Source organism: Haloferax gibbonsii ATCC 33959, assembly GCF_000336775.1.
In the GTDB taxonomy this organism is placed as follows: domain Archaea; phylum Halobacteriota; class Halobacteria; order Halobacteriales; family Haloferacaceae; genus Haloferax; species Haloferax gibbonsii.
Map to the genome: position 1 here is coordinate 113410 of NZ_AOLJ01000015.1, position 21997 is coordinate 135406.

At 67.7% G+C, this 21997-nt stretch carries 20 protein-coding genes; 15 read left to right on the forward strand and 5 right to left on the reverse strand.

The window, feature by feature from the left end; all coding sequences use genetic code 11:
• Nucleotides 1–56: 56 nt before the first annotated feature.
• The 3 genes from C454_RS10215 to C454_RS10225 all read right to left on the reverse strand — a co-directional run bounded on the left by C454_RS10215 (nt 57) and on the right by C454_RS10225 (nt 2219).
• Entirely contained in the window at nt 57–644 is a 588-nt protein-coding gene (locus tag C454_RS10215; protein WP_004975254.1) for a DUF2150 family protein, read from the reverse strand.
• A gap of 139 nt (nt 645–783) precedes the next feature.
• On the reverse strand, nt 784–1632 hold the full coding sequence (locus tag C454_RS10220; RefSeq protein ID WP_004975256.1) for a TatD family hydrolase: 849 nt from the start codon (nt 1630–1632) through the stop codon (nt 784–786).
• A gap of 110 nt (nt 1633–1742) precedes the next feature.
• The gene (locus C454_RS10225; RefSeq protein WP_004975259.1) at nt 1743–2219 is read right to left on the reverse strand and encodes an NYN domain-containing protein; all 477 of its coding nucleotides are present in this window, start codon (nt 2217–2219) and stop codon (nt 1743–1745) included.
• 195 nt (nt 2220–2414) lie between these two features.
• Between C454_RS10225 and C454_RS10230 the strand changes: the two genes are divergently transcribed.
• From C454_RS10230 to C454_RS10240, 3 genes are all read left to right on the forward strand, one after another.
• Nucleotides 2415–3980, forward strand: coding sequence for a S8 family peptidase (locus C454_RS10230; protein WP_004975265.1), 1566 nt, complete (start codon nt 2415–2417; stop codon nt 3978–3980).
• 150 nt (nt 3981–4130) lie between these two features.
• On the forward strand, nt 4131–5423 hold the full coding sequence (locus tag C454_RS10235; RefSeq protein ID WP_004975267.1) for an ATP-grasp domain-containing protein: 1293 nt from the start codon (nt 4131–4133) through the stop codon (nt 5421–5423).
• 338 nt (nt 5424–5761) lie between these two features.
• Nucleotides 5762–6013 (forward strand): hypothetical protein, encoded by a 252-nt coding sequence (locus C454_RS10240; protein ID WP_004975269.1) that lies wholly within the window; start codon nt 5762–5764, stop codon nt 6011–6013.
• Nucleotides 6014–6131: 118 nt separating this feature from the next.
• On the opposite strand, the gene tuf is transcribed toward C454_RS10240, so the two are convergent.
• On the reverse strand, nt 6132–7394 hold the full coding sequence (tuf, locus tag C454_RS10245; protein WP_004975270.1) for a translation elongation factor EF-1 subunit alpha: 1263 nt from the start codon (nt 7392–7394) through the stop codon (nt 6132–6134).
• Between the two features lie 427 nt (nt 7395–7821).
• Between tuf and C454_RS10250 the strand changes: the two genes are divergently transcribed.
• The 7 genes from C454_RS10250 to gcvPB all read left to right on the forward strand — a co-directional run bounded on the left by C454_RS10250 (nt 7822) and on the right by gcvPB (nt 17155).
• A complete protein-coding gene (locus C454_RS10250) occupies nt 7822–8307 on the forward strand; it encodes an Lrp/AsnC family transcriptional regulator (protein ID WP_004975272.1) in 486 nt (161 codons plus the stop codon).
• 398 nt (nt 8308–8705) lie between these two features.
• Entirely contained in the window at nt 8706–10190 is a 1485-nt protein-coding gene (locus tag C454_RS10255) for a proton-conducting transporter transmembrane domain-containing protein (RefSeq protein WP_004975273.1), read from the forward strand.
• The gene (locus C454_RS10260; protein WP_004975274.1) at nt 10180–12603 is read left to right on the forward strand and encodes a DUF2309 domain-containing protein; all 2424 of its coding nucleotides are present in this window, start codon (nt 10180–10182) and stop codon (nt 12601–12603) included. Before C454_RS10255 ends, C454_RS10260 begins: the two co-directional genes overlap by 11 nt.
• 311 nt (nt 12604–12914) lie before the next feature.
• On the forward strand, nt 12915–14006 hold the full coding sequence (gene gcvT / locus C454_RS10265) for a glycine cleavage system aminomethyltransferase GcvT (RefSeq protein ID WP_004975276.1): 1092 nt from the start codon (nt 12915–12917) through the stop codon (nt 14004–14006).
• A gap of 2 nt (nt 14007–14008) precedes the next feature.
• Nucleotides 14009–14389: a glycine cleavage system protein GcvH gene (gene gcvH, locus C454_RS10270; RefSeq protein ID WP_004975279.1), complete on the forward strand. Its 381-nt coding sequence runs from the start codon at nt 14009–14011 to the stop codon at nt 14387–14389.
• 1 nt (nt 14390) lies between these two features.
• Entirely contained in the window at nt 14391–15734 is a 1344-nt protein-coding gene (gene gcvPA, locus C454_RS10275) for an aminomethyl-transferring glycine dehydrogenase subunit GcvPA (protein WP_049905084.1), read from the forward strand.
• Nucleotides 15734–17155 carry an aminomethyl-transferring glycine dehydrogenase subunit GcvPB gene (gene gcvPB / locus C454_RS10280; RefSeq protein ID WP_004975284.1) on the forward strand — a complete coding sequence of 474 codons (1422 nt, stop codon included), beginning with the start codon at nt 15734–15736 and terminating at the stop codon, nt 17153–17155. The genes gcvPA and gcvPB overlap by 1 nt, the downstream gene beginning before the upstream one ends.
• A 23-nt stretch (nt 17156–17178) precedes the next feature.
• Here gcvPB and C454_RS20735 read toward each other — a convergent pair whose 3' ends face one another.
• Nucleotides 17179–17355, reverse strand: a complete 177-nt coding sequence (locus C454_RS20735) for a DUF7838 family putative zinc beta-ribbon protein (RefSeq protein WP_004969725.1) — start codon at nt 17353–17355, stop codon at nt 17179–17181.
• A gap of 223 nt (nt 17356–17578) precedes the next feature.
• On the opposite strand from C454_RS20735, the gene C454_RS10290 reads away from it, so the two are divergent.
• The 5 genes from C454_RS10290 (at nt 17579) to C454_RS10310 (ending at nt 21960) form a co-directional block, all read left to right on the forward strand.
• Nucleotides 17579–18478, forward strand: coding sequence for a GAF domain-containing protein (locus tag C454_RS10290; protein ID WP_004975290.1), 900 nt, complete (start codon nt 17579–17581; stop codon nt 18476–18478).
• Entirely contained in the window at nt 18475–19128 is a 654-nt protein-coding gene (locus tag C454_RS10295; protein ID WP_004975293.1) for a DUF7504 family protein, read from the forward strand. Before C454_RS10290 ends, C454_RS10295 begins: the two co-directional genes overlap by 4 nt.
• Before the next feature lie 89 nt (nt 19129–19217).
• The gene (locus C454_RS10300; RefSeq protein ID WP_004975295.1) at nt 19218–19559 is read left to right on the forward strand and encodes a hypothetical protein; all 342 of its coding nucleotides are present in this window, start codon (nt 19218–19220) and stop codon (nt 19557–19559) included.
• 49 nt (nt 19560–19608) lie between these two features.
• On the forward strand, nt 19609–20352 hold the full coding sequence (locus C454_RS10305; protein ID WP_004975297.1) for an ABC transporter ATP-binding protein: 744 nt from the start codon (nt 19609–19611) through the stop codon (nt 20350–20352).
• A 3-nt stretch (nt 20353–20355) separates the two neighbouring features.
• Nucleotides 20356–21960 carry a hypothetical protein gene (locus tag C454_RS10310; protein WP_004975300.1) on the forward strand — a complete coding sequence of 535 codons (1605 nt, stop codon included), beginning with the start codon at nt 20356–20358 and terminating at the stop codon, nt 21958–21960.
• The last annotated feature ends 37 nt before the right edge of the window (nt 21961–21997 follow it).

A 21997-nucleotide genomic window follows, 5' to 3' on the forward strand; every position in this document is an offset into this window, starting at 1 on the left:
CCGGCGCTCTCAGCGGACGAAAAGCGAGACGAAAAGCAGCGCGAGAGAGGCCGAGTTCAGTCTTCTTCTTCGACGACCTCGGGCTCCGAGAGGCCGCTCTGGAGGCTGTCGAGGCCGTTGACCCACTCGGTGACGAGTCCGAATTCGAGTTCGTCGAGAACCTCGATGTCGAGGTCGTCGCCGTCGATGACGCGGGTGCCGACCTGGACGATGTAGCCGAGCGCGCTGTCGAGGTCGTCGGCGGCCTCGGCGTCCGCGGCGGCGCGGATGTAGGCGTCCATGTCGTCTTCGAGTTCCGCGGGGCCGGCGACGATGAACTCCTCGGCGGCGAAGAAGGCACACGAGAGGCTCGTCTGGACGCTCCCGATGAGGATTTCGGCCTCCTCGTTCTCCGACTCGAACTCGGGTTCGGCCATGACGATGTCGTGGACGGTCGAGAGCTCGTCGAGCGCCTCTTCTTCGCCCAGCGTGTCGTCGTCGTAGGCGGTCAGAATCTTGGCGATGGCGATGGCCGCGTCGTTCTGGATGTTCATCAGAAGACGGCCGGTCTCCTCGCTTTCGAGGTCCAGGTCCTCTTCTTCGACGCGCGTCAACCAGTTCTGCCAGCGTTCCGGCGAGTAGTATCGTTCCTCGGCCTCGGTCATACCTACAACCTCCCGTGCCGGACTCAAATGCCTTTCTTATCCTGCTTGTGACCGTGCGAGGGCTCGACGTGGGAGAAGACGGCGCAATTCGACTCGTGCGCCGGTCTCGGCGACCGTTCCGCGCTCCGCCCGACAGTCCCTATCGGTCGAGCGTCGCTTCGGTGTCGACGCCGTAGACCAGCGCGGGCGTCTCGACGTGAGCGTTCCTGACGGCGTCCTCGCGCCCCTCGTCGAGAAGCCAACCGACGCGCCGGGGGACGGTCTTCGGCCCCATCACCGCGCCGGGGCGGTCGGGGTCGTCGATGAAGTCGGTCTCCATGAGGAACGGGTCGCCCCGCTCGGCGGCGTCTTCGAGGCGGTCCTTGTCGCTCATGACGCTCGGCGTGCCGCCGGTCAGGTGGCCCTGCGCGTAGTGTTTGACCACGCGCTCTCCGGGGACGCCGCGCTCGTCGGCCCACTCGGCTACGTCCGAGAGGTCGGTCGTCGACTCCGTGTGGAGTTGGAGCGCGCAGTCGCAGTCCGCGGCGAGGTCGAGGCCGTGTCTGAGGACGGCGTTCGAGGCCTCCCAGACGGCGTCGGTGACCTCGTAGTGCGGGCGGCCGGACTTGAGCGCGAGCGCGTCGCCCTCGCGGACGAACTCGGCGGCGGTGTCGAGGCCGGCGCACATCAGGTCGCGGGCGGCCTCGGGGTCGTAGCCGCGGTCGTCGACGAGCTTCGAGACGAGACCGGGGTGGACGCCGAGGACGGGCCACGCGCGTCCGGGAAGTAGCTCGGAGGCCTCGCGGACGACTTCGACCGTCGTCTCGAAGACCGGGCGGAAGTCCTCGCCCGTCTCGACCTCGTGGCCGAGGAGCCACGAGGGCTTGTTGACGACGAGGAGGTGCGTGCCGCCGCTCCGGGCGAAATCCTTCACCGCCTCCAGCCCGCGACCGTGGTCCGGGTCGAGGTGGAGGTGGTTGTCCACGACCGGCGTGTCGAACTCCTGCATGGACGACTGGTCGGTCGGGGGAGGAAAAAGCGAACCGTTCGCGGTCGGTCGTGTCGAATTGAGTCAGGCGCAGTCGGATCGTATCGGGGTCGACCGGGTCGTCGCCCGACTCAGTCGCCGTCCTCTGCGAGTTCGTCGAGCGTCATCGCGTGGGTCGCCGCGTTCTGGAGCGCGTCCGAGCGGCCGTAGCTCCCGGGCGCGATGGCGACCGTCCGCAGGCCGTAGGCGTTGGCCGTCTCCAAGGCGGGCTTGAAGTCGGTGTCCCGCGAGGCGACCGCGATGACGTCGGCGCGGTCCTCGACGGCGTACCGGGTGAGGTCGACCGCGAGCTTCACGTCCACGTCGCCGCTCGTGACGACGACCTCGAAGCCGCGCGCCTCGGCCGCCTGAATCAGCCCCGGCGTGGCGTGTTCGTCGAGGTAGAGCCGCGCCGCGCTCACCTGTCCGCCGAGGGAGCGAGCCGCCGCCCGGATGTCGTCTAAGTCCACGTCGAACTCGTCGCGGAGGACGTTCGGCCCGTCCACGAAGAGCGCCACTCGGCCCGACGGGAGCCCGTCGGGACCGACCAACCGCCGCAGGAGGTCCATACACCACCTCGCCCGGTTTCGGGTTTATAAATTTCGAGGGAGGGTCGACCGAAGCAGGAACGACGATTCGGGAATCTGTCGAGGATTTATTTTGGTTTACGGATTCGTTCCGAATCCCCTTTGAAGAACAGGCTGAAATTGAAATTTCAGTCAAGCTAACAAATATTGCCACGGTCTCCCGAGTCATGTGTGCCCATGGCAGGCACACCGAACTTCGACAGACGAACCTTCCTGAAGCTCGCCGCGGCCGCCGGGTTGACCGGCGCGGCAGGCGTGACCACCGCGACGCCCGGTCGGTCCCCCGGGCCGAAGAAAGAAGAGATTCTCGTCGGCGTCTCGAAGACGGCCGACAGTCCGCGCAAGGCCGTGGAAAAGCACGTCCCCGGCAACGCGACGGTCGTCCACGAGAACAAGACCCTCAGTTACGTGGCGGTCAAGTTCCCGTCGGTCGCCGCCGACCGCGCCCGCGAGAACTTCATCTCGGCGGTCACGAAGCGCGACGAGGTGAAGTACGCGGAGAAGAACGTCACCCACCAGGCGCTCTACACGACGAACGACCCGCAGTACGGCAGTCAGTACGCGCCCCAGCAGGTGAACGCCGACACCGCGTGGGACACCACGCTCGGCAGCGCCGACGTGACCGTCGCCGTGGTCGACCAGGGAGTCAAGTACGACCACCCCGACCTCTCGGCGCAGTTCGGCTCCGACAAGGGCCAGGACTTCGTCGACGCCGACGGCGACCCGTATCCGGACGTGCTCGCCGACGAGTACCACGGAACCCACGTCGCCGGCATCGCCGCCGGCACCACCGACAACAGCGAGGGCATCGGCGGTATCAGCGACTCCTCGCTCCTCTCGGGGCGGGCGCTCTCCGAGTCCGGCAGCGGCTCGACGAGCGACATCGCCGACGCCATCGAGTGGGCCGCGGACCAGGGCGCGGACGTCATCAACCTCTCGCTCGGCGGGGGCGGTTACACGTCCACGATGAAGAACGCCGTGTCGTACGCGACCCAGCAGGGGAGCCTCGTCGTCGCCGCCGCCGGCAACGACGGGAGCGGGAGCGTGTCGTACCCCGCCGCCTACAGCGAGTGCGTCGCCGTCTCCGCGCTCGACCCCGACGAGACGCTGGCGTCGTACTCGAACTACGGCACCGACATCGACCTCGCCGCGCCGGGGACGAACGTCCTCTCGTGTTGGACGACCGACACCGAGTACAAGGAGATCTCCGGCACGTCGATGGCGACGCCGGTGGTCTCGGGGGTCGCCGGGCTCACGCTCGCCGTCTACGACCTCTCGCCGGCCGACCTGCGGAGCCAGCTCAAGAACACCGCGGTCGACGTCGGCCTCTCCGAGAACGAACAGGGAGCGGGCCGCGTCGACGCCGCGAACGCCGTCACGACCGAGCCGGGAAGCGGCGGCGGCGGTGGCGGCGGTGGCGGCGACTCGACCACCTCGACCATCGACGACTCGCTGTCGTCGTCGGCCGACTCCGACTGCTGGAGCTACGCGTGGGAGTACGGCTCGCCGTCGCAGGTCGTCGTCGACCTCAGCGGGCCGTCGAGCGCCGACTTCGACCTCTACGTCAACGAGGGCTCGGGGACGTGCCCCACGACCGGGTCGTACGACTACCGCTCGTGGACCACGGACAGCGAAGAGCAGATCGTCATCGACGACCCCGACACGTCGGCCGACCTCTCGGTGCTGGTCGACAGCTACTCCGGCGGCGGCAGCTACACCGTGACCGTCACGGAAAAGGAGTAACCGCGACCGCCGACTCGGTGGCGGGACCGAACCGATAGCCGACTTCATGAGCAGGTGACCGCCGCGCCCGCGACGCGTCGCGCGGCGTCACATTCCGGTTCTGCGGAACCTCGCGATGCGCTGATGCGACCGGAACGCGTAGTCTCACCTATGGGTGGGGACGAACCGACGGTCACCGTGGGGATTCTGGGATTCCACGACAGCAGGGAGACGAAAGCCATCAGCAACGCGGTCAGGGCGCTCGGCCACGAGGCCGTCTGGTTGCACGAGGAGGCGGTCGGCATCGACGTGTCGCCGTCGGGCGTCGCGCTCGACCCCGACGTCGACGTGGTGGTCAACCGGCTCCTGCTGTCGAAGTCGACGAGCCCGCTCGAAGACCTCTCTATCGCCAGTTGCTACGCCGCCGTTCGACCCGTGCTCAACGACCCGCGGAGCGTCCTCTTCGCCGTCCACAAACACGCGACGGGGAGCAGGCTGGCCGCCGCGGGCGTCCCGGTGCCGCACACGTACATGGCCACCGCGGACGCCAGGCTGAACGCCGCGCGAGAGGGGTTCGGGACGCCGGTCGTCTACAAGACTGCCGTCGGGACCAACGGCGGGGGGACGTGGCTGGTCGACCACGACCGGGCCGTCTCGGCGACCGTCGACGGCCGGCGAGCGTTCATTCAGGAGTACGTCGACGCGAGCGAACGCCACCGCGACCTCCGAATCTATATCGTCGACGACGAGGTCGTCGGCGCGATGTACCGCTACGCCCCGGCGGGCGACTGGCGCACGAACGTCGCGCTCGGCGGCGACGTCGAGGACGCGACGGAGGAACTCCCGCCGGAGGCCGCGGGAACGGCGCTCCGGGCGGCGAGGGCGCTCGGTCTCGACTACGCCGGCGTCGACCTCATCGAGAGCGACGACGGCTGGGTCGTCCTCGAAGTCAACCCGACGGCGGGGTTCCGCGGGCTCTTCCGCGCCACCGGTCGGTCGCCCGCGGCGGCCATCGCCCGCCTCGCAATCGAGCGCGCCGGCGGGCGCGTCGACCCGGCGCTCGTCGAACGGGTCGAGCGCTCTCTCGACGGGACGCGACCGGCAGACGCCCCTTCGGGAATCCGCGACGAGCGGGTCCCCGTCGTCGGCCACGCGGAGCGCGTGACCGTCACCGGCGTCAGCGGGTCGAAAGCGGTACTCGCGCGCATCGACACCGCCGCGTCGACGACGCGAATCGACCCCCGGTTGGCGGCCGACCTCGGTACCGAGCCGCCGGACGTGGTTGACGACGGCGCGCCCCCGCGGGTGGATATCGTGGTCGAACTCGCGGGGGAACGGCGGACCGTGACCGCGGTGCTCGACGAGGACGTGGGTCCGGAGACGCCGCTTCGAATCGGCCGGGACCTGCTCCGCGACTACTACGTCGACGTGCGCCGGGGCGTCCGCGGCGACGCGGGTGACTAATCAAACCGGATATATCAAGCCATTCCGTTAATTGGCTCCACTTCCTATGACGACTGCGCCCCGTCCCCGATTCGAGAAGCCGTACTCACGCGACACGATTCGTTTCGACGACCCACCCGCGCTCGATAGCGTGGCCGTGTCGCGTCACGTCCCACGCCGGTCGCAACCCAACAGCCGGCGCACGGCGCGTCGAATCGACCACCGGACGCGGGCCATTCTCCGAAAACCGACCGACGGCGAGCGAACGGTTTCCCGTGGGAAACAATCACGATGTAGTTTATAATGATTTACTAAACGCGTCGCCGGGTTTTATGTATCTCATTAACATATAATGGAGTATGTCCGAGACAGCGTCCAGAAATAATTCGAATACGTTCACAATCGTAAACGAGGTAAACGACCACGGTGCGGCGACCCTCCGCGGCGACAACGGCTCGACGTACCACGTCACCTCCTACGAGAACAGCACCTTCCGCGACTACCTCGCGAACCACCACGCCGGCGACCGCGTGCGGATGGACATCGAGCGGGCCGGCGTTCGCGCGAACGTCTGGCAGGTGTCGGCGCTCTACCCCGGCGCTAACGAGTGACGCCGCGGGCCGCGGACGCTCACACGCGGTTTGTGACCAATCGGTCGGCCGACCTCCGCGCAGACGGCCCGACCGCTGTCGCGGCGGTGGGACGAAAAACGGTGGTCGAAACCGGGCGCTACTCGTAGACTTCGAGGACTTTGCCGGCCGCGATGGTCTGTCCCATGTCGCGGATGGCGAAGCTCCCGAGTTCGGCGATTTCTGACGACGGTTCGATGCTGAGCGGCTTCTGGGGACGCAGCGTGACGACGGCGGCGTCGCCGGCCTTGATGAAGTCCGGCTCTTCCTCTGCGACCTCGCCCGACGCGGGGTCGAGCTTCTGGTCGAGCGACTCGAACGTACAGGCGACCTGCGCCGTGTGCGCGTGGATGACCGGCGTGTAGCCCGCGGTGATGACCGACGGGTGTTGCATGACCACGATTTGCGCCTTGAACGTCTTGGCGACCGACGGCGGGTCGTCGGCCGGGCCGCAGACGTCGCCGCGGCGGATGTCGTCCTTGCCGACGCCGCGGACGTTGAAGCCGACGTTGTCGCCGGGGCCCGCCTCCGGGACCTCCTCGTGGTGCATCTCGATGGTCTTCACCTCGCCACCCGCGTCAGAGGGCATGAACCGGACGTTGTCGCCGGTCTTGAGAATCCCCGTCTCGACGCGGCCGACCGGGACTGTCCCGATGCCGGAGATGGTGTACACGTCCTGAATCGGGACGCGAAGCGGCGCGTCCGTCGGCGGCGACGGCTCTGGGAGGTTGTTGAGTGACTCCAGTACGGTCGGCCCGTCGAACCACGGCATGTTCTCCGAGGGCTCGGAGATGTTGTCGCCCTCGAACGCCGAGATGGGGATGAAACCGGCGTCGTCGGAGTTGAACCGTACCTGGTTCAGGAGCTGTTGGACCTCCTCTTTGACCTGCTTGTAGGAGTCCTCGCTGTAGTCGACGACGTCCATCTTGTTGACCGCGATGATGAGTTCCTCGATGCCGAGCGTTCGAGCGAGGAAGACGTGCTCGCGGGTCTGCGGCGCGACGCCGTCGTCGGCGGCGACGACGAGAATCGCGTGGTCGGCCTGCGACGCGCCCGTAATCATGTTCTTCACGAAGTCGCGGTGGCCGGGCGTGTCCACGATGGTGAAGTAGTACTTGTCCGTGTCGAAGCGCTGGTGGGCGATGTCGATGGTGACGCCGCGTTCGCGCTCCTCGGCGAGGTTGTCCATCACGTAGGCGAACTCGAAGCCCGACTTCCCCTTGGACGCCGCCTCCTCGCGGTGCTGTTCGATGATGTGTTCCGGGACGCTGCCTGTCTCGAACAGGAGCCGGCCGACGAGCGTGGATTTCCCGTGGTCGACGTGTCCGATGATGGCTAGGTTCTGGTGTGGTTTGTCTGCCATGGGTATCAGGGCGGTGTCGCCCAGTTTGGTAGAATATGACACCCAAAGGTAAATCCGTTTTCCCGGCTCGAAGCGCGTCTCGCGCCGGTTCGGACGAGTCGAGGAAACGGGTTATCAGGGGACGCGAAAACTCAGGAAATCAGTCATGTCGCGGCGCAGTCGGGCGAACCGAGAGGAGAACCGAACCCCGACGAACCACTCAGAACCCGCGCATCGCGGCGGCCATGTCGGCGAAGGTGGCCGTGCGGCGAACGGACTGCTCGTGAGCGTCGGACACGTCGGTGTTATCTTTTACAACAATCATAGTAACTAATTGTATCGGATGGGTAATAAATCTACCCCCGGAGACGACGGACGTCGGGTACCGCGCGGACCACCGTCCGAACAATATCAAAGGATAAAGTGCTCTCCACCCCGAGGTAGTGGCATGGCTGGCGAGGATATCGACGACGTGGACAAGGCGATTCTGTACGCGCTCCAAGAGGACGCGCGAAACATGTCGTCCGGCGACATCGCGAAGCGAACGGGAACCTCGGACAGCACCGTCCGCAAGCGCATCCAGCGGCTCGAATCCGACGGCGTCGTCAAGGGCTACAGCGCGAGCGTCGACTATGGGAAGTCGGGCTATCCCCTCCGAATGCTGCTCTACTGCACCGCCTCGATTCCCAAGCGGGGCGAACTCGTCCCCGAGATTCTGGAGATGGACGGGGTCGTGGCCGTCCAAGAGCTGGTCACCGGCGAACAGAACCTCCTCGTCACCGCCGTCGGCGAGACGGACGGCGACATCACGTCTATCGCGCAGGAACTCCTCGATATGGGACTCACCGTCGCCGACGAGGTGCTCGTCCGCACGCACGAGACGACGCCGTTCGGGAAGTTCGACGCCGAGAGACACGCCGAAAACGACTCCTGAGCGGGCGCGCGCACGATATCCTCGCGACGAACGAGTCGTTCACGAATCGAACGGAGCGTTCACGAATCGGTCACCGAGCCCGACGAGCGACCGCAGTCGCGGGTCGTCGCGGAACGTCGCCCCTGTAAATCGTCGCCGACACTCGGTCGTCGAACGGGCGGATAGTACGATACGAGGGTCCAAAAGAGCGTTCTAAGCCGATTTTGCCTCTCCAGGGCCGGCTGTTCGAGTCGTCCCGTACTCGCAAAACCATAATGTTCTATAATGGCTAATTTGCGAACGATTTGTGAATGTAGGTAGATTTAATAGACAATCTGTTCTCGGATGGGTGTAAGGACGACCAGTATCGGACGCCGAACGCGTTCCGGTGACCGTTCTGGTCAACGACGAATCGAACGATGTCAGGACACAGCTCGAAACCGACGGTCGGAGCACTCCCGGACGCGGTGGCGGACTCGCCACTCGCGCCCGTCGCACTAACGAAGCTCGTGTGGGCACTGTTCGCCGCGAGCGTCGCCGTGCTCTTCGCCCGAGTCCGACTCGGCGGCGCGTGGGAGGTTCCCGGCGTCGTCGCCGTCGACGGCCTGACCGTGCTGCTGTGGGTGGTCGTGACGTTCTTCAGCGGCATCGTCCACAGCTACTCGCGCCGCTACATGGCCGGCAGTCGCCACGAGACGAGCTTCTTCGCCACCGTGTTCGGCTTCACGGTCGCCGTGATGGGACTCGTCGCGGCCGACCACGTCGCGCTGTTCTGGCTGCTCTGGTTGACGATGGGACTGGCAATGGCGAAACTCATCGGCATCATCGACGGCTGGAATCAAGCGCAGGCCGCCGCGAGCGTCGCTCGCAGGTACTTCCTCGCCAGTAGCGCGTTCCTCGGCGTCGCGCTCGCGGCCCTCTGGTGGGCGACCGGCGCGACGACGGTCTCCGGCATCGCCGCGAGCGCCGACGGGCTCGGCGGGCCGGTGTGGCTTCTCGCCTGTGTCGCGCTCGTCCTCGCGGCGATGATTCAGTCCGCGCTCGTCCCGTTCCACGGCTGGCTCCTCTCGTCGATGACCGCCCCGACGCCCGCCTCCGCGCTGATGCACGCCGGGTTCGTCAACGCGGGCGGCATCCTGCTGCTTCGGTTCGCCCCGGTCGTGACTCTCGACGCCACGCTCATGCTCGGCATCGTGGCCGTCGGCGCGACGAGCGCCCTCCTCGGAAAGCTGCTCAAGAACGTCCAGTCGGACGTCAAGAGCGAACTCGGCTGTTCGACCATCGGACAGATGGGCTTCATGATTATGCAGGCCGGCCTCGGCTTCTTCGGAGCCGCCATCACCCACCTCATCCTGCACGGCTTCTACAAGGCGTACCACTTCCTCAGCGCGGGCGCGGCGGTCGAACACACCGCCCCGACGGACCACGGCGCCCACGAGACCGGTGTCGCGGGCGCGGTCGTCGTCCTGGCGACCGGGCTGGCCGGCGGCGCGCTGTTCGCGGCGCTCACCGGGAAGGGAACGCACCTCGACAGCGGGCTCCTGCTCGTGACGTTCGTCGTGCTCACCACGCTGCACGCGGCCCGCAACGTCGTCGCGCACGCCTCGCTTCCGACGACAGTCCGCTACGGCGCGGTCCCGCTCGTCTTCTTGCCGGCAATCACCGTCTACGCGCTCGCCTACGAGGCGGTTTCGAGCCTCCTGTCCGGCCTGCCGGTCGTCGAGGCACCGGCCGAACTGACCGCGCTCCACGCGCTCGTCGCCGGCGTCTTCCTCGTCGTCTACGCCGCGATAGAACTCGGCGTCCACGAGCGCAGCCACCGCCTCTACGTCGCGCTGTTGAACGCGAGCCAACCCGCCTCCAGCACCGTGCTGACCGCCACGGAGGACTACAATGAGTACTGAACACACCATCGAAGACAGCATCGACAAAGCGGCGACGACCGTCGGTTCGGTCTGGCCGATTCACTCGTTCGTGACGGCCAACCCGCTTTCGGGGTTCGAAGACATGCCGTTCCACGAGGCCGTCACCCAGGCCGCTGACCTCGTCGGCGGTCGCGGCTACCCGACCCCCGAGACGTTCCGGGCGGCCCTCGACGACGGGCAAATCGACCCCGACGCGCTCGCCTCGGAACTGGCCGAGCGCGGCTACGACGACGACCCCGAAACGCTGCTGGAGCGCATGGACGCCGGCGTCGAGTCGGAGCCCTCGGACGCCGAGACTGACGCCGACACCGCGCGGGTCGACCGCGTGCTGACGAAGTGGCTGTCGGCGTTCCTCGACGAGGGACAGGCCCACTGGCCGATGCCGAACCGCGAAGACGGGTTCTACAGCGCCTTCCGGTCGATGGCCGCGTACGACGGGCAGATTCCCGACGACGGAATCGTCGCCGACCTACCCGAGTCGCCGGTCGAAACCGTCGAGGCCGCGCTGGAGTCGTATCCCCAGAGCCAGTGGGTCCCGATATTCGAGGAGCAACTCGCCGCGCTCCCCGGCTGGACCGGCTTCATCAAGCAACGCGCCGCCGACGGCGGCGAGTGGCAGTCCACGCACCCGATTACGCTCGAAGGCTACCTCGCGGCACGTCTCGCGCTCCTCGACGCGTTCGGCGTCGATGTCGAGCCGTCGACCGGTCCCGAACGCGGCGAGGCCGATGCGACCGACGAACTCGCCGACGCGTTCCTGAGCGCGTGGGAGGCGAGTTACCGCGGCGAGGTCGTCGACCGCGTCGCCGCCGAGAGCGAGGCCCTCGACGACAGCGGCTCCGCCGGTCGCCCGGACGCGCAGTTGGTCTTCTGTATCGACACGCGCTCCGAGGTCATCCGCCGCCACATCGAGGACACGGGCGACTACGAGACCCACGGCTACGCCGGCTTCTTCGGCATCCCGATGGAGTACCAGGGCTACGACGCCGAGGTGGCGGTCGACGCCTGTCCCCCGATTCTCGACCCGCAGCACCACGTCTCCGAGGTCCCGACCGACACGGAGACGAAGGCGAGCCACGACCGCTGGTCGCGCTTCCGCGAGACCGCGGGCGAAGTCATCGAGTCGCTGAAGACCAACCCCGCTACCGCCTTCGGCTTCGTCGAGAGCGCCGGAAGCGGGTACGGACTGGCCCTCGCGGCCCGCACGCTCGTCCCCGGGCGCGTCTCCGACCTGCTGGGAACCGCCGACGACGCGGTCCCCGACAACCACGAGTTCTGCGACCAGGCCGTCCACCGGCAGCACTCCTACGTCGGCGACCTCCCGGTGGGGCTGACCGACGAGGAGAAAGTCGAGTACGCCGCGAACGCCTTCGGACTGATGGGCTGGGAGGAGTTCGGTCGCCTCGTCGTGTTCACCGGCCACGCCAGCGAGACGGCGAACAACCCGTTCGATTCGAGTCTGGACTGCGGTGCCTGCGCCGGCAACCCCGGCGGACCGAACGCCCGCGTCCTCGCGGCAATCTGCAACGACGAGACCGTCAAAGCCGAACTCCGCGACCGCGGGTTCGACATCCCCGAGGACACGGTGTTCGTCGCCGGCGAACACAACACGACGACCGACGAAATCGACCTGTTCGACGGCGACGTGCCCGAGAGCCACGCCGACGGCCTCGACCAGCTGCGCGCGGACCTCGCGGTCGCCCGGGAGAACGCGACCGCCGAGCGCGCCGAGTCGATGGGAGCCGACGGCTCCGCGGGCGTCAGGGAGACCGAGCGCCGCGCCGCCGACTGGGCCGAGACGCGTCCCGAGTGGGGACTGGCCGGCAACGCCGGCTTCGTCATCGGCCCCCGCGAACTGACGAGCGACCTCGACCTCGACGGCCGCGCGTTCCTCCACTCGTACAACCACTCGACGGACCCCGACGGCGACGCGCTCGAAGCGATTCTGACGGGCCCGATGGTCGTCACGCAGTGGATTAACGCCCAGTACTACTTCTCGACGGTCGACAACGCCGTCTACGGGAGCGGGTCGAAGGTGACCCAGAACCCCGTCGGCAACGTCGGCGTCTACCAGGGCAACGGCGGCGACCTGATGACCGGACTCCCGCTCCAGTCGCTGATGGCCGCTGACGACAGGCCGTACCACCAGCCGCTCCGCCTCTCGACGATTATCCACGCGCCGGTCGACCGCGTCTCTGACGTGCTGGCCGACCACGCGGAACTGACCGAACTGCTCGACAACGACTGGCTCTCGCTGACGGTCGTCGACCCGACGCAGGACCACCGCGCCTTCCACTACGAGGAGGAACTGACGTGGACGCCGGCGTCCGAACAGGTCGAAGCGCGCCCGGAACCAGAGACGCCGACCACGGCCGCCGTCGCGGACGACTGACCGTCCTCGCGGACAGGCGGCAGCGACCCCGGTGGCCTCCGCTTTTCTGACTCTCTGTCACCGCCCAGTACGACGCGGATAGCGACCTCGCGGCGCGTCGCAACTCCGTTTCGGAGTTCTGTATCGTAGTAGTCGGTTTATCGCTCCGAGCGCCGTCCAGGCCGCGACCGCTCCCGGACGGCAGATTTCGCCACCTGGTTGCGGGTTCGTGGTGTTTACCCCCGCAACTCGACCCCGATTAATGCAAGATAATGAACAGACCGAGCGAACAGATACCAAAGCATTACTTATCGCAGTTCGCAGGGGCCTGTATGGGCCTTCGCAAGCCGCCGTTGTACGACGTCCACGCGGACGCCGGGGCGACGTTTACCGAGTTCGGCGGATGGGACATGCCTGTGGAGTACGACTCCATCAAGGCCGAACACGTGGCCGTCCGAGAATCGGTCGGCATCTTCGACGTTTCGCACATGAGCGAACTCGAGGTGTCCGGCCCGGACGCGACCGCGCTGATGCAGCGCCTGACGACGAACGACGTGACGGCCCTCGAACCGGGTGATTCGCAGTACTCGGCCATCGTGAACGACGAGGGCGTCATCATCGACGACACCGTCGTCTACCGACTCCCCGACCGCGACGAGCGGGTCTACCTCTTCATCCCGAACGCCGGCCACGACGAGGAGATGTACGACCGCTGGACCTCGTTCCGCGACGACTGGGACCTCGACGCCACCGTCGAAGACGTGACCGAGGACTGGGCGATGTTCGCGGTACAGGGCCCGGACGCTCTCGATTCGGCCACCGACGCCGCGCCCGACGCCGCCCTCGGCGACCTCTCGAAGTTCCAAGCGACGTTCGCCGACGTGGCGGGCGTCGAGTGCTGGGTTGCCCGGACGGGCTACACCGGCGAAGACGGCTTCGAGGTCCTCTGTCCGTGGGACGACGCCGAGACCGTCTGGTCGGCGCTCGACGCGACCCCCTGCGGGCTCGGCTCCCGCGACACGCTCCGACTGGAGATGGGCTACCTGCTCTCGGGACAGGACTTCGACCCCGAGACTGAGCCCCGGACCCCCTACGAGGCCGGCATCGGCTTCGTCGTCAAGCTCGACACCGAGTTCGTGGGCCGCGACGCCCTCGAACAGCAGTCCGAGGCCGGCGTCGACGAGACGTTCGTCGGCTTCGCCCTCCTCGACCGCGGCGTTCCCCGACACGGCTACGACATCGCCGACGCGGACGGCGAGGTCATCGGCGTCGTGACGAGCGGGACGATGAGCCCGACGCTGTCGGAGCCCATCGGCCTCGGCTACGTCCCCGTCGAGTACGCCGACGACGAGACCGAGATTTCGGTGCTCGTCCGCGGCCGCGAGAAGCGCGCAGTAATCGTGACACCTCCCTTCATCAACTGACAATGTTCGAAATCCCTGACGACCGGAAGTACCTGGAATCGCACGAATGGACCACCACCGAGGGCGACGCCGTCAAAATCGGCATCTCCGACTTCGCGCAGGACGAACTGGGCGACGTCGTCTTCGTCGAACTCCCCGCCGAGGGCGACGAACTCGCCGCCGGCGAGGAGTTCGGCGTGGTCGAGAGCATCAAGGCCGTCTCGGACCTCTACGCCCCCATCTCGGGCACGGTCACGGCCGTCAACGAGGAGCTGTTCGACGCCCCGGAACTCCTCAACGACGACCCCTACGGCGACGGCTGGATGCTCGAAGTCGAACCGGCCGACGCGAGCGAGTTCGACGACCTCCTCTCTCCCGAGGAGTACCGCGAGCAGACGGAGTGAGATGACGGCTGGAAACGGACGGCGGGTCGGAAGCCCGTACGCCCCACACACCGACGCCGACGAGGAAGCGATGCTGAACGCCGTCGGCGTCGACAGCGCGGAAGCCCTCTTCGACATTCCCGATGAGGTCCGCTTCGACGGCGAGTTCGGCGTCCCCGGCACCGACGAACAGGAACTCAGGAACGCCATGGCCGACCTGTTCTCGCGCAACGAGGAGCTGACGGAGTTCCTCGGCCGCGGCCACCACGCTCACTACGTGCCGGCGCTGGTCGACGACCTCTCGCGGCGCTCCGAGTTCCTCACCTCGTACACGCAGTACCAGCCCGAAATCGCGCAGGGCTTCCTGCAGGTGCTGTTCGAGTACCAGTCGATGCTGGTCGAACTGACCGGGCTCCCGGTCGCCAACTGCTCGATGTACGACGCCGCGACGGCGCTCGCCGAGGCCGCGCTCCTCGCGAACCGCCTCCGCCGCGGCGCGAGCGGCCACCGCGTGCTCGTCCCCGAACACCTCCACGAGGGCCGTCTCGGCGTCTTGGAGAACTACCTCGACGGCGCGGAGATGGAAATCGGCGAGTACCCGATGGACGACGGCGCGGTCGACGTCGAGGCCCTCGCGGACCTCGTCGACGACGAGACCGTGATGGTCTACGCCGAGACCCCGACGGTCCGCGGCGTCATCGAGGAGCGACTCGCCGACATCGGCGACCTCGCCCACGACAACGACGCGCTGTTCTGTCTCGGAAGCGACCTCGTTGCGCTCGCCCTGCTCGAAGAGCCCGCGAGCGTCGGTGCCGACGTGGTCGTCGGCGAGGCCGGCGCGCTCGGCCTCGGAACGTCCTACGGCATGGGCCTCGGTATCTTCGCCACCCGCGAGGAGTACCTCCGGCAGGTCCCCGGCCGGCTCGTCGGCGTCTCCGAGGACAGCGCGGATATGCGGGCGTTCACGCTGACGCTCCAGACCCGCGAACAGCACATCCGCAAGGAGCGTGCGACCTCGAACATCTGTACGAATCAGGCGTGGGTCGCGCTCCGCACCGCCATGCACATGGCGTGGCTCGGCCCCGACCGCCTCGTCGACCTCGCCGAGCGGGCCGTCACCGACGCCCGCGACCTCGCGGCCCGGTTGGACGAGCTTTCGGGCGTCAAGGCCCCGCTCTACGACCGCCACCACTTCCGCGAGTTCGTCGTCCGGACGGACCAGCCCGCGCCCGCCATCACGAACGACCTCGCGGGCCGCGGCTTCGCGGTCCACGCCCTCGACGACCACCGCCTGCAGGTCTGTATCACCGACGCGAACGCCGACGCCGCGGACGGACTGGTCGCGGCCTTCGAGGAGGTCATCTGATGAACTTCGACCAAGCCCGATTCAGCCGCGACGACGAGTACGAACCGCTCCTGTCCGAGAAGGACAGCACGACCGTCGAGGTCGATTCCGAGGGCGTCCTCCCCGACGACCTGACCCGCGACGAACTGACGCTGCCGGCGCTGTCTGAGCCGCAACTGGCGCGCCACTACACGCGCCTGTCGCAGATGAACTACAGCGTCGAACTCGGACCGTACCCGCTGGGGTCGTGTACGATGAAGTACAACCCCTCGTTCACGGAGGACGTGGCCGCGGACCCCAACGCCGGGGTGCACCCCGACCGCTCCGACCGGACGATTCAGGGGACGCTCGGCCTCCTGCACGGCCTGCAGGAGTACCTCGCTGACATCGGCGGCATGGACGCCGTGACGCTCCAGCCCCCGGCGGGCGCAGCGGGCGAGTTCACGGGCATCCTCGTCGCCAAGGCCTACCACGAGTCGCGCGACGACGACCGCTCGGAGATTATCATCCCCTCGTCGGCCCACGGGACGAACTTCGCGTCGGCCGCGATGGCCGGCTACGACGTGGTCGAACTCCCGTCCGACGACGACGGCCGCGTCGACATGGAGGCGCTCGACGCCGCCATCTCCGAGGAGACGGCCGCGCTCATGCTCACGAACCCCAACACGCTCGGGCTGTTCGAGCGCGACATCGTCGACATCGCCGAGATGGTCCACGACGCGGGCGGCCTGCTGTACTACGACGGCGCGAACCTCAACGCGCTGCTCGGCCGCGCCCGCCCCGGCGACATGGGCTTCGACATCATGCACTACAACGTCCACAAGACGTTCGCCACGCCCCACGGCGGCGGCGGCCCCGGTGCGGGCCCGGTCGGCGTGGTCGAAGAGCTCGCGGAGTTCCTCCCGAGTCCGATGGTCCGCGAGACGGCCGCCGGCTACGAGCAGTACGAACCCGAGTCGTCTATCGGCAAGGTCCACGGCTTCGCCGGCAACTGGCTCGTCCTCGTGAAGGCGTACGCCTACATCGCCCGCCTCGGCGACGCCGGCCTCGCGGACGCCAGCGCCAAGGCCGTCCTCAACGCGAACTACCTCGCCTCGCAGATAGACCTCGAAGTCCCGTACGGGCCGTTCCACCACGAGTTCGCGGCGACCTCGGGCGACCGCGACGCCGCCGACGTGGCGAAGCGCATGCTCGACTACGGCGTCCACCCGCCGACGACGAAGTGGCCCGAACTCGTCTCGCAGGCGATGCTCACGGAGCCGACGGAAGTCGAGGACAAGGCGTCGCTCGACGACCTCGCACACGCCTTCAACGCGGCGTACGCCGACTCCGACGAGGCGCTCGAAACCGCGCCCACGAAGACCAGCGCCCGCCGCATCGACCAGGTGTCCGCCGCGCGGAACCCGCGACTCTCGTGGCAGGCGCTCGGCGACGACGAATAACGAGAAAACCTCTTTTTCGCGGCTTACGCTTCCGCTTTCGCGTACGTCTCGATGTCGTCCGTGATGTGGATGTAGCCGTAGTCGCACTCCGTGCAGTGCCACTTCGTCTTCGTGCCGAGGTGAATCTCCATGCTGGCGGCGAGGTAGAACGTGTCGTTGCCGCAAGCCGGGCATTCGCGCTGGATTTCGAGGTCGCTCATGGGGTCGAATCCGTGGTAGTCGTTGTTGAAGATATTGGTTCGCGGGCGGGAGCGAACCACGATAAACCAATTACGACGATATGAAATCCGTCTCGGCGGCCGAATGCCCGCAATGGCGAGCGCCGGCTCCAGCCTCCGCTGAAACCGTCCCGCCGACGGTAACTATCTGATATGATAATTTGGTACACAGAGCTTTACCCGGTCAGTCGCAGGTCGAGTACAGATGAGTCGGACAATTCTGTGCGTCGATAACGCCGACCGAGTCTCCTCGGTCGCCGCCGCAATCGATGCCGAAGAGACGTTCGAGGCAGTCGAAGCGACGACCGTCGAAGCCGCCCGCACGGCGCTCGACGAGCGCGCTGTCGTCTGCGTCGTGACCGGATACGAACTCGACGACGGGAGCGGGCTCGAAATCGCCCGCGCAATCCGTGAAACCGCGCCGCAAACGCCCTGCGTGTTGTTCACCGACGTGTCGCCCGGAGCGATAGACACCGCCTCCTTCGAGGAGGTGCTCTTGGAGTACATCAACCGCGACCTGCCGGACGCGCGCGACCGACTGACGTACGTCGTCGACGACGTTATCAATCACAGCGCACAGGTGGGCTTCCTCAAGCCCGACGACGAAGAAGAGCGCCTCGACGCGCTCGCGTCCTACGACATCGACGAACTGCCCATCCAAGAGAGCTTCGACAGACTCACCGACCTGATAGCGAGCCACTTCGGGACGGCCATCGCGTTCATCGGCCTCGTCGAGGCGGAGGCGGAGGACATCGTCGCGTGCCACGGCGGCGACTGGGACCGACTGACCCGCGAAGACACCATCTGTACCCACAGCATGCTCCAGGAGGACGTGATGGTCGTCGAAGACATCCGCGAGGACAAGCGGTTCAGCGAGAATCCCCATCTCTCGAACCTCGGTATCCGCTCGTACGCCGGCGCGAACATGACCACGCCGGACGGGCACGTCATCGGCCAAGTGTGTCTCATCGACGACGTCGTCCGGACCTACGACGCCGAGGAGCGCCGCGAACTCCAGCAGTTCGCCGAGACCGCGATGGAAGTTCTCGAACTGCGGCAGTCCGTTCTCGAATCCCGCGCCGCGCCGGCGGAGGTCGGCCAGTGAGCCTCTCGACCGCGGAGCCGTTCAGCGCCGGCGACATCGCACCGGACGGAATCGACAGCGGGACGAGCATCCTCCTCGTCGGGGACGACTCGGACGCGCTCGAATCGGTGTTCTATCGACTGGTCGCCGCGGAAGAAGACGAGCGAAGCGTCGTCTTGGCGACCGACGACGGCGGGCGTTCGGTTCGCCGCGCGCTCGACCGACAAGTGCGGGGTGCCCGTTCGCGCTCGTCTGTTCTCGCCGCCACCGGAGCGACCGGCGAGGGCGTCGAACCGATAAGTGACCTCGCCGACCTCACGAAACTCGGGATGAGCTACTCGATGCTCCTCTCGGAGTCCCAACAGGAGACCGCCCGGTTCCGGTCGGGAATCTTCCTCTGTTCGTCCATCTGCGAGGCCGTCGACGACGTGCGCTCGGTCTACCGGCTGTTGAACTCGAACTTCCTGTCCGAACTCCGCCGCGGCGAGGGCATCGGCGTCTGCGCGCTCGATACGAGCAGCGACATCGGCGCGAGCGTCCAGAGCGTCGTCGCCGGGATGAAGACCTCGTTCGGCGTCTGCATCGAGGTCGAAGCGACCGGCCGACGGGAGGCGACGCTCACCGTCTCGGGACTCGCCGGCGTCGACGAGACGCTCACCGTCTCGATATAGGCGGCCGACGAGCGAGTGCGACGGGGACCCTGTCGGCCTCGCGCACCTATCCGTGAAGTGTTATTTCCTTCCGGACACAAGCGACCGACGTGTCCATCACCGCTATCGAGCGACCCCGCGTACTGCTGTTTTCCCTCCTCGCCGTCGTCTTAGGCGGCCTGACCGTTCGGGCCACCGTCGGCGGTCACGACCCCGTGCAAGCGCTGCTCCTCGCCTCGCTGACGGGGTACGCGGTGACGGGGCTGTTGTTCCACCGGGTTCCGAACGTCGAGCGCCTCGCCGCGGTCCCGCTCGGCGTCATCGGCGTCGCCGCCTACGCGGTCGGCGCGCCGACGGACCTCCCGGTGCTGTTGGTTCTTCTCGGCGTCGGGGGAGCGGTCGACCTCCTGTGGGACCCGACCGGGAACGTCCAGGGGAGCCAGTCGGACTGAGCGCGGGCGAGGAGACAGGTTGAATATCGTGACACTCGGTGAACATGATGTGCCGCTAGCAATCGAGACCGAGTCGCTCCGGAAGGAGTACGGCGACACCGTCGCAGTCACAGGGCTGTCTCTCCGAGTGGAGTCGGGGAGCGTCTACGGATTCCTCGGTCCGAACGGTGCGGGGAAGACGACGACGATGCGCATGCTCACGACGCTGACGGCGCCGACGAGCGGTCGCGCGCGCGTCGCCGGGGCGTCCATCGAGGACAGGGCGTCGGTGACGAGTCGAATCGGGTTTCTGCCGGACGTTCCGCCGCTGTACGACGAACTCACCGCGCGCGAGCAGTTGCGGTACGCGGGCGGCATCCGCGACCTGCCCGCCGAGACGATTCGCGAACGGGTTTCGGCGCTTCTCGACCGATTCGACCTGTCCGACGACGCCGACCGCCGCCTCGGAGAGTACTCCCGCGGGATGCGAAAGCGCGTCGGACTCATTCAGATACTCTTGCACGACCCCGACGTCGTGTTTCTCGACGAGCCGACGTCCGGACTGGACCCGCGGTCGGCGCGGACGATGCGCCGCGTCATCGAAGACCTGGCCGACGACGAGACCACCGTGTTCCTCTCGTCGCACCTGCTCACCGTCGTCGAGGCGCTCGCGGACCGAGTCGGCGTCATTCAGGACGGACGACTCGTCACCGAGGGACCGCTGGACGCGGTGAAACGCGAAGCGCAGCGCGACGGGGAATCGGAAGGGCTCGAAGCCGCCTTCTTGGAGATGACCGAGGGCCGGAGCGAGTGACCGATGGAGACGATGGTTCGGCAGGTCGGACACGTCGTTCGCGTCCGCGCCCTCCGCGGGGTCCGACGAGCGCGCGACCGCCCGATGGTGTCTGTGCTCTATCTCGCCGCCGTCTCGTTCGCACTCCTCGCGGTCGTCGGTCGACTCCCGGTCTCCGGCTACGAGGCGGTCTGGAGCGACTCGGGTGCGTACGCCGCCGGCGTCGCCGTTGCGGATGGGAGGGGTGTCGGCGCGCTCGGCACCGCGCGCGGGCTGTCGGGACTGTTAGCAGTCGCGACCTGCTACGGTGTGCTCGTGAGAACGGCCCAACGAGAGGACGACGAACGGACTGACCACCGGCGTCTCGCGCTCTCCCCGACGGCGTTTTTCACCGCGGAGCTCCTCGACCAGCTCGCGTTCGCCGGCCGGCTCGTCGGCGTCGTGGGCGTCGCCGGTGGCGTCGCGTTCGCCGCCGGGGCGGCGTCACCGACGACGGCCGTGACTACGCTCGTAGCCGTCGCGGCGCTGGTCGCGACGGCCGTCGCGGTGACGTTCCCGGTCGCGCTGGGAGTCCGATTGGCGTTCCGTCACTATCCGCGAGTGCGACGGCACCGGCTCCTCCTCGGCGCGCTCTTGGTCTCGGTCGTGGGCTTCGCGTTCGTTCGAACCCGGTCGTCCTTCGCGCTCCTGAGCGGGCTCCCGGTCGGTTGGTACGCCGACCTCGCGCTCGTCGGCGCGGGCGTCGGTGCCTCGGGCGGCCGCGCCGTCGCCGCCCTCGTCGGGACGCCGGTCGCGTGGTGGCTCGGAATCGCCACGGCGCGCCGGATAACTGACTATCAACGGGCGGACGCTGGAAAGGCAGGGGAAACGCGGGGAGACCCGGCAATCGTAACCCGGCTTCGGGTCGCCGGCGGCCGCCTCGTCTCCCGCGTCGCCTCGCGGCCGACGGCCGCCGTCGCCCGCGTCGTGTGGCTCCGACTGTGGCGCGAACCGCGCGCACTACTGTTCAGCGGACTCGTCGTCGGTGCCACCGCGGGGGTGGGTCTCGTGGTCGTCGAGACGCTCCCGACCGCACTTCCGGCCGTCGTCGCGACGTACGTCGCGGTCGCGACGGGCGCGGGAGTGACGCTCGACCCGCTCGGCACCGAAGGCACCGCGCTCCCGCTCACGCTCACGGCACCCCACGGGCGCGAACGAGTCGTGACGGGCTACGCGCTGTCGGCGGCCGTTCCGGGGACCGCGCTGTCGGCGGCGGCCGGACTCGGAACCGCGCTCGCGATTGGCGCTTCCCCGGCGGCCTGCGTCGGCGCGGCGCTCGTCGGCTCGATACTGGGTGCGATGGCGCCCGTCGTGTCGCTCGCGGCCGGTCTTCGGCTTTCGCCGACGGACGCGGCGACCGGCTCGCGGGGCGTCGGACTCCCCCCGCTCGGCGCGCTCTCGGCGTTCTCCGCGGTCGTCGCGCTCATCGGGATGCCGGCTATCGCCGCGACCGCCGCCATCGAGAGCGGTTCGATGTCTCTCTCGACGGCCATGACGGTCGCCGTCGCCGCGACGGCGCTTCTCGGACTCGGCGCGGGCTGGTACGCGTTCCGAGACGCGGTCGGGCGACTCGACCGGTACGAACCATGAGCAGCCTCGAAACCGCCGAGCCGACGGACGGAGCGAA

Bases quoted from the DNA above. Each gene is read 5' to 3' on its own strand.
- C454_RS10215 (WP_004975254.1), bottom strand. From the start codon at position 644: ATGACCGAGGCCGAGGAACGATACTACTCGCCGGAACGCTGGCAGAAC.
- C454_RS10220 (WP_004975256.1), bottom strand. From the start codon at position 1,632: ATGCAGGAGTTCGACACGCCGGTCGTGGACAACCACCTCCACCTCGAC.
- C454_RS10225 (WP_004975259.1), bottom strand. From the start codon at position 2,219: ATGGACCTCCTGCGGCGGTTGGTCGGTCCCGACGGGCTCCCGTCGGGC.
- C454_RS10230 (WP_004975265.1), top strand. From the start codon at position 2,415: ATGGCAGGCACACCGAACTTCGACAGACGAACCTTCCTGAAGCTCGCC.
- C454_RS10235 (WP_004975267.1), top strand. From the start codon at position 4,131: ATGGGTGGGGACGAACCGACGGTCACCGTGGGGATTCTGGGATTCCAC.
- C454_RS10240 (WP_004975269.1), top strand. From the start codon at position 5,762: ATGTCCGAGACAGCGTCCAGAAATAATTCGAATACGTTCACAATCGTA.
- tuf (WP_004975270.1), bottom strand. From the start codon at position 7,394: ATGGCAGACAAACCACACCAGAACCTAGCCATCATCGGACACGTCGAC.
- C454_RS10250 (WP_004975272.1), top strand. From the start codon at position 7,822: ATGGCTGGCGAGGATATCGACGACGTGGACAAGGCGATTCTGTACGCG.
- C454_RS10255 (WP_004975273.1), top strand. From the start codon at position 8,706: ATGTCAGGACACAGCTCGAAACCGACGGTCGGAGCACTCCCGGACGCG.
- C454_RS10260 (WP_004975274.1), top strand. From the start codon at position 10,180: ATGAGTACTGAACACACCATCGAAGACAGCATCGACAAAGCGGCGACG.
- gcvT (WP_004975276.1), top strand. From the start codon at position 12,915: ATGGGCCTTCGCAAGCCGCCGTTGTACGACGTCCACGCGGACGCCGGG.
- gcvH (WP_004975279.1), top strand. From the start codon at position 14,009: ATGTTCGAAATCCCTGACGACCGGAAGTACCTGGAATCGCACGAATGG.
- gcvPA (WP_049905084.1), top strand. From the start codon at position 14,391: ATGACGGCTGGAAACGGACGGCGGGTCGGAAGCCCGTACGCCCCACAC.
- gcvPB (WP_004975284.1), top strand. From the start codon at position 15,734: ATGAACTTCGACCAAGCCCGATTCAGCCGCGACGACGAGTACGAACCG.
- C454_RS20735 (WP_004969725.1), bottom strand. From the start codon at position 17,355: ATGAGCGACCTCGAAATCCAGCGCGAATGCCCGGCTTGCGGCAACGAC.
- C454_RS10290 (WP_004975290.1), top strand. From the start codon at position 17,579: ATGAGTCGGACAATTCTGTGCGTCGATAACGCCGACCGAGTCTCCTCG.
- C454_RS10310 (WP_004975300.1), top strand. From the start codon at position 20,356: ATGGAGACGATGGTTCGGCAGGTCGGACACGTCGTTCGCGTCCGCGCC.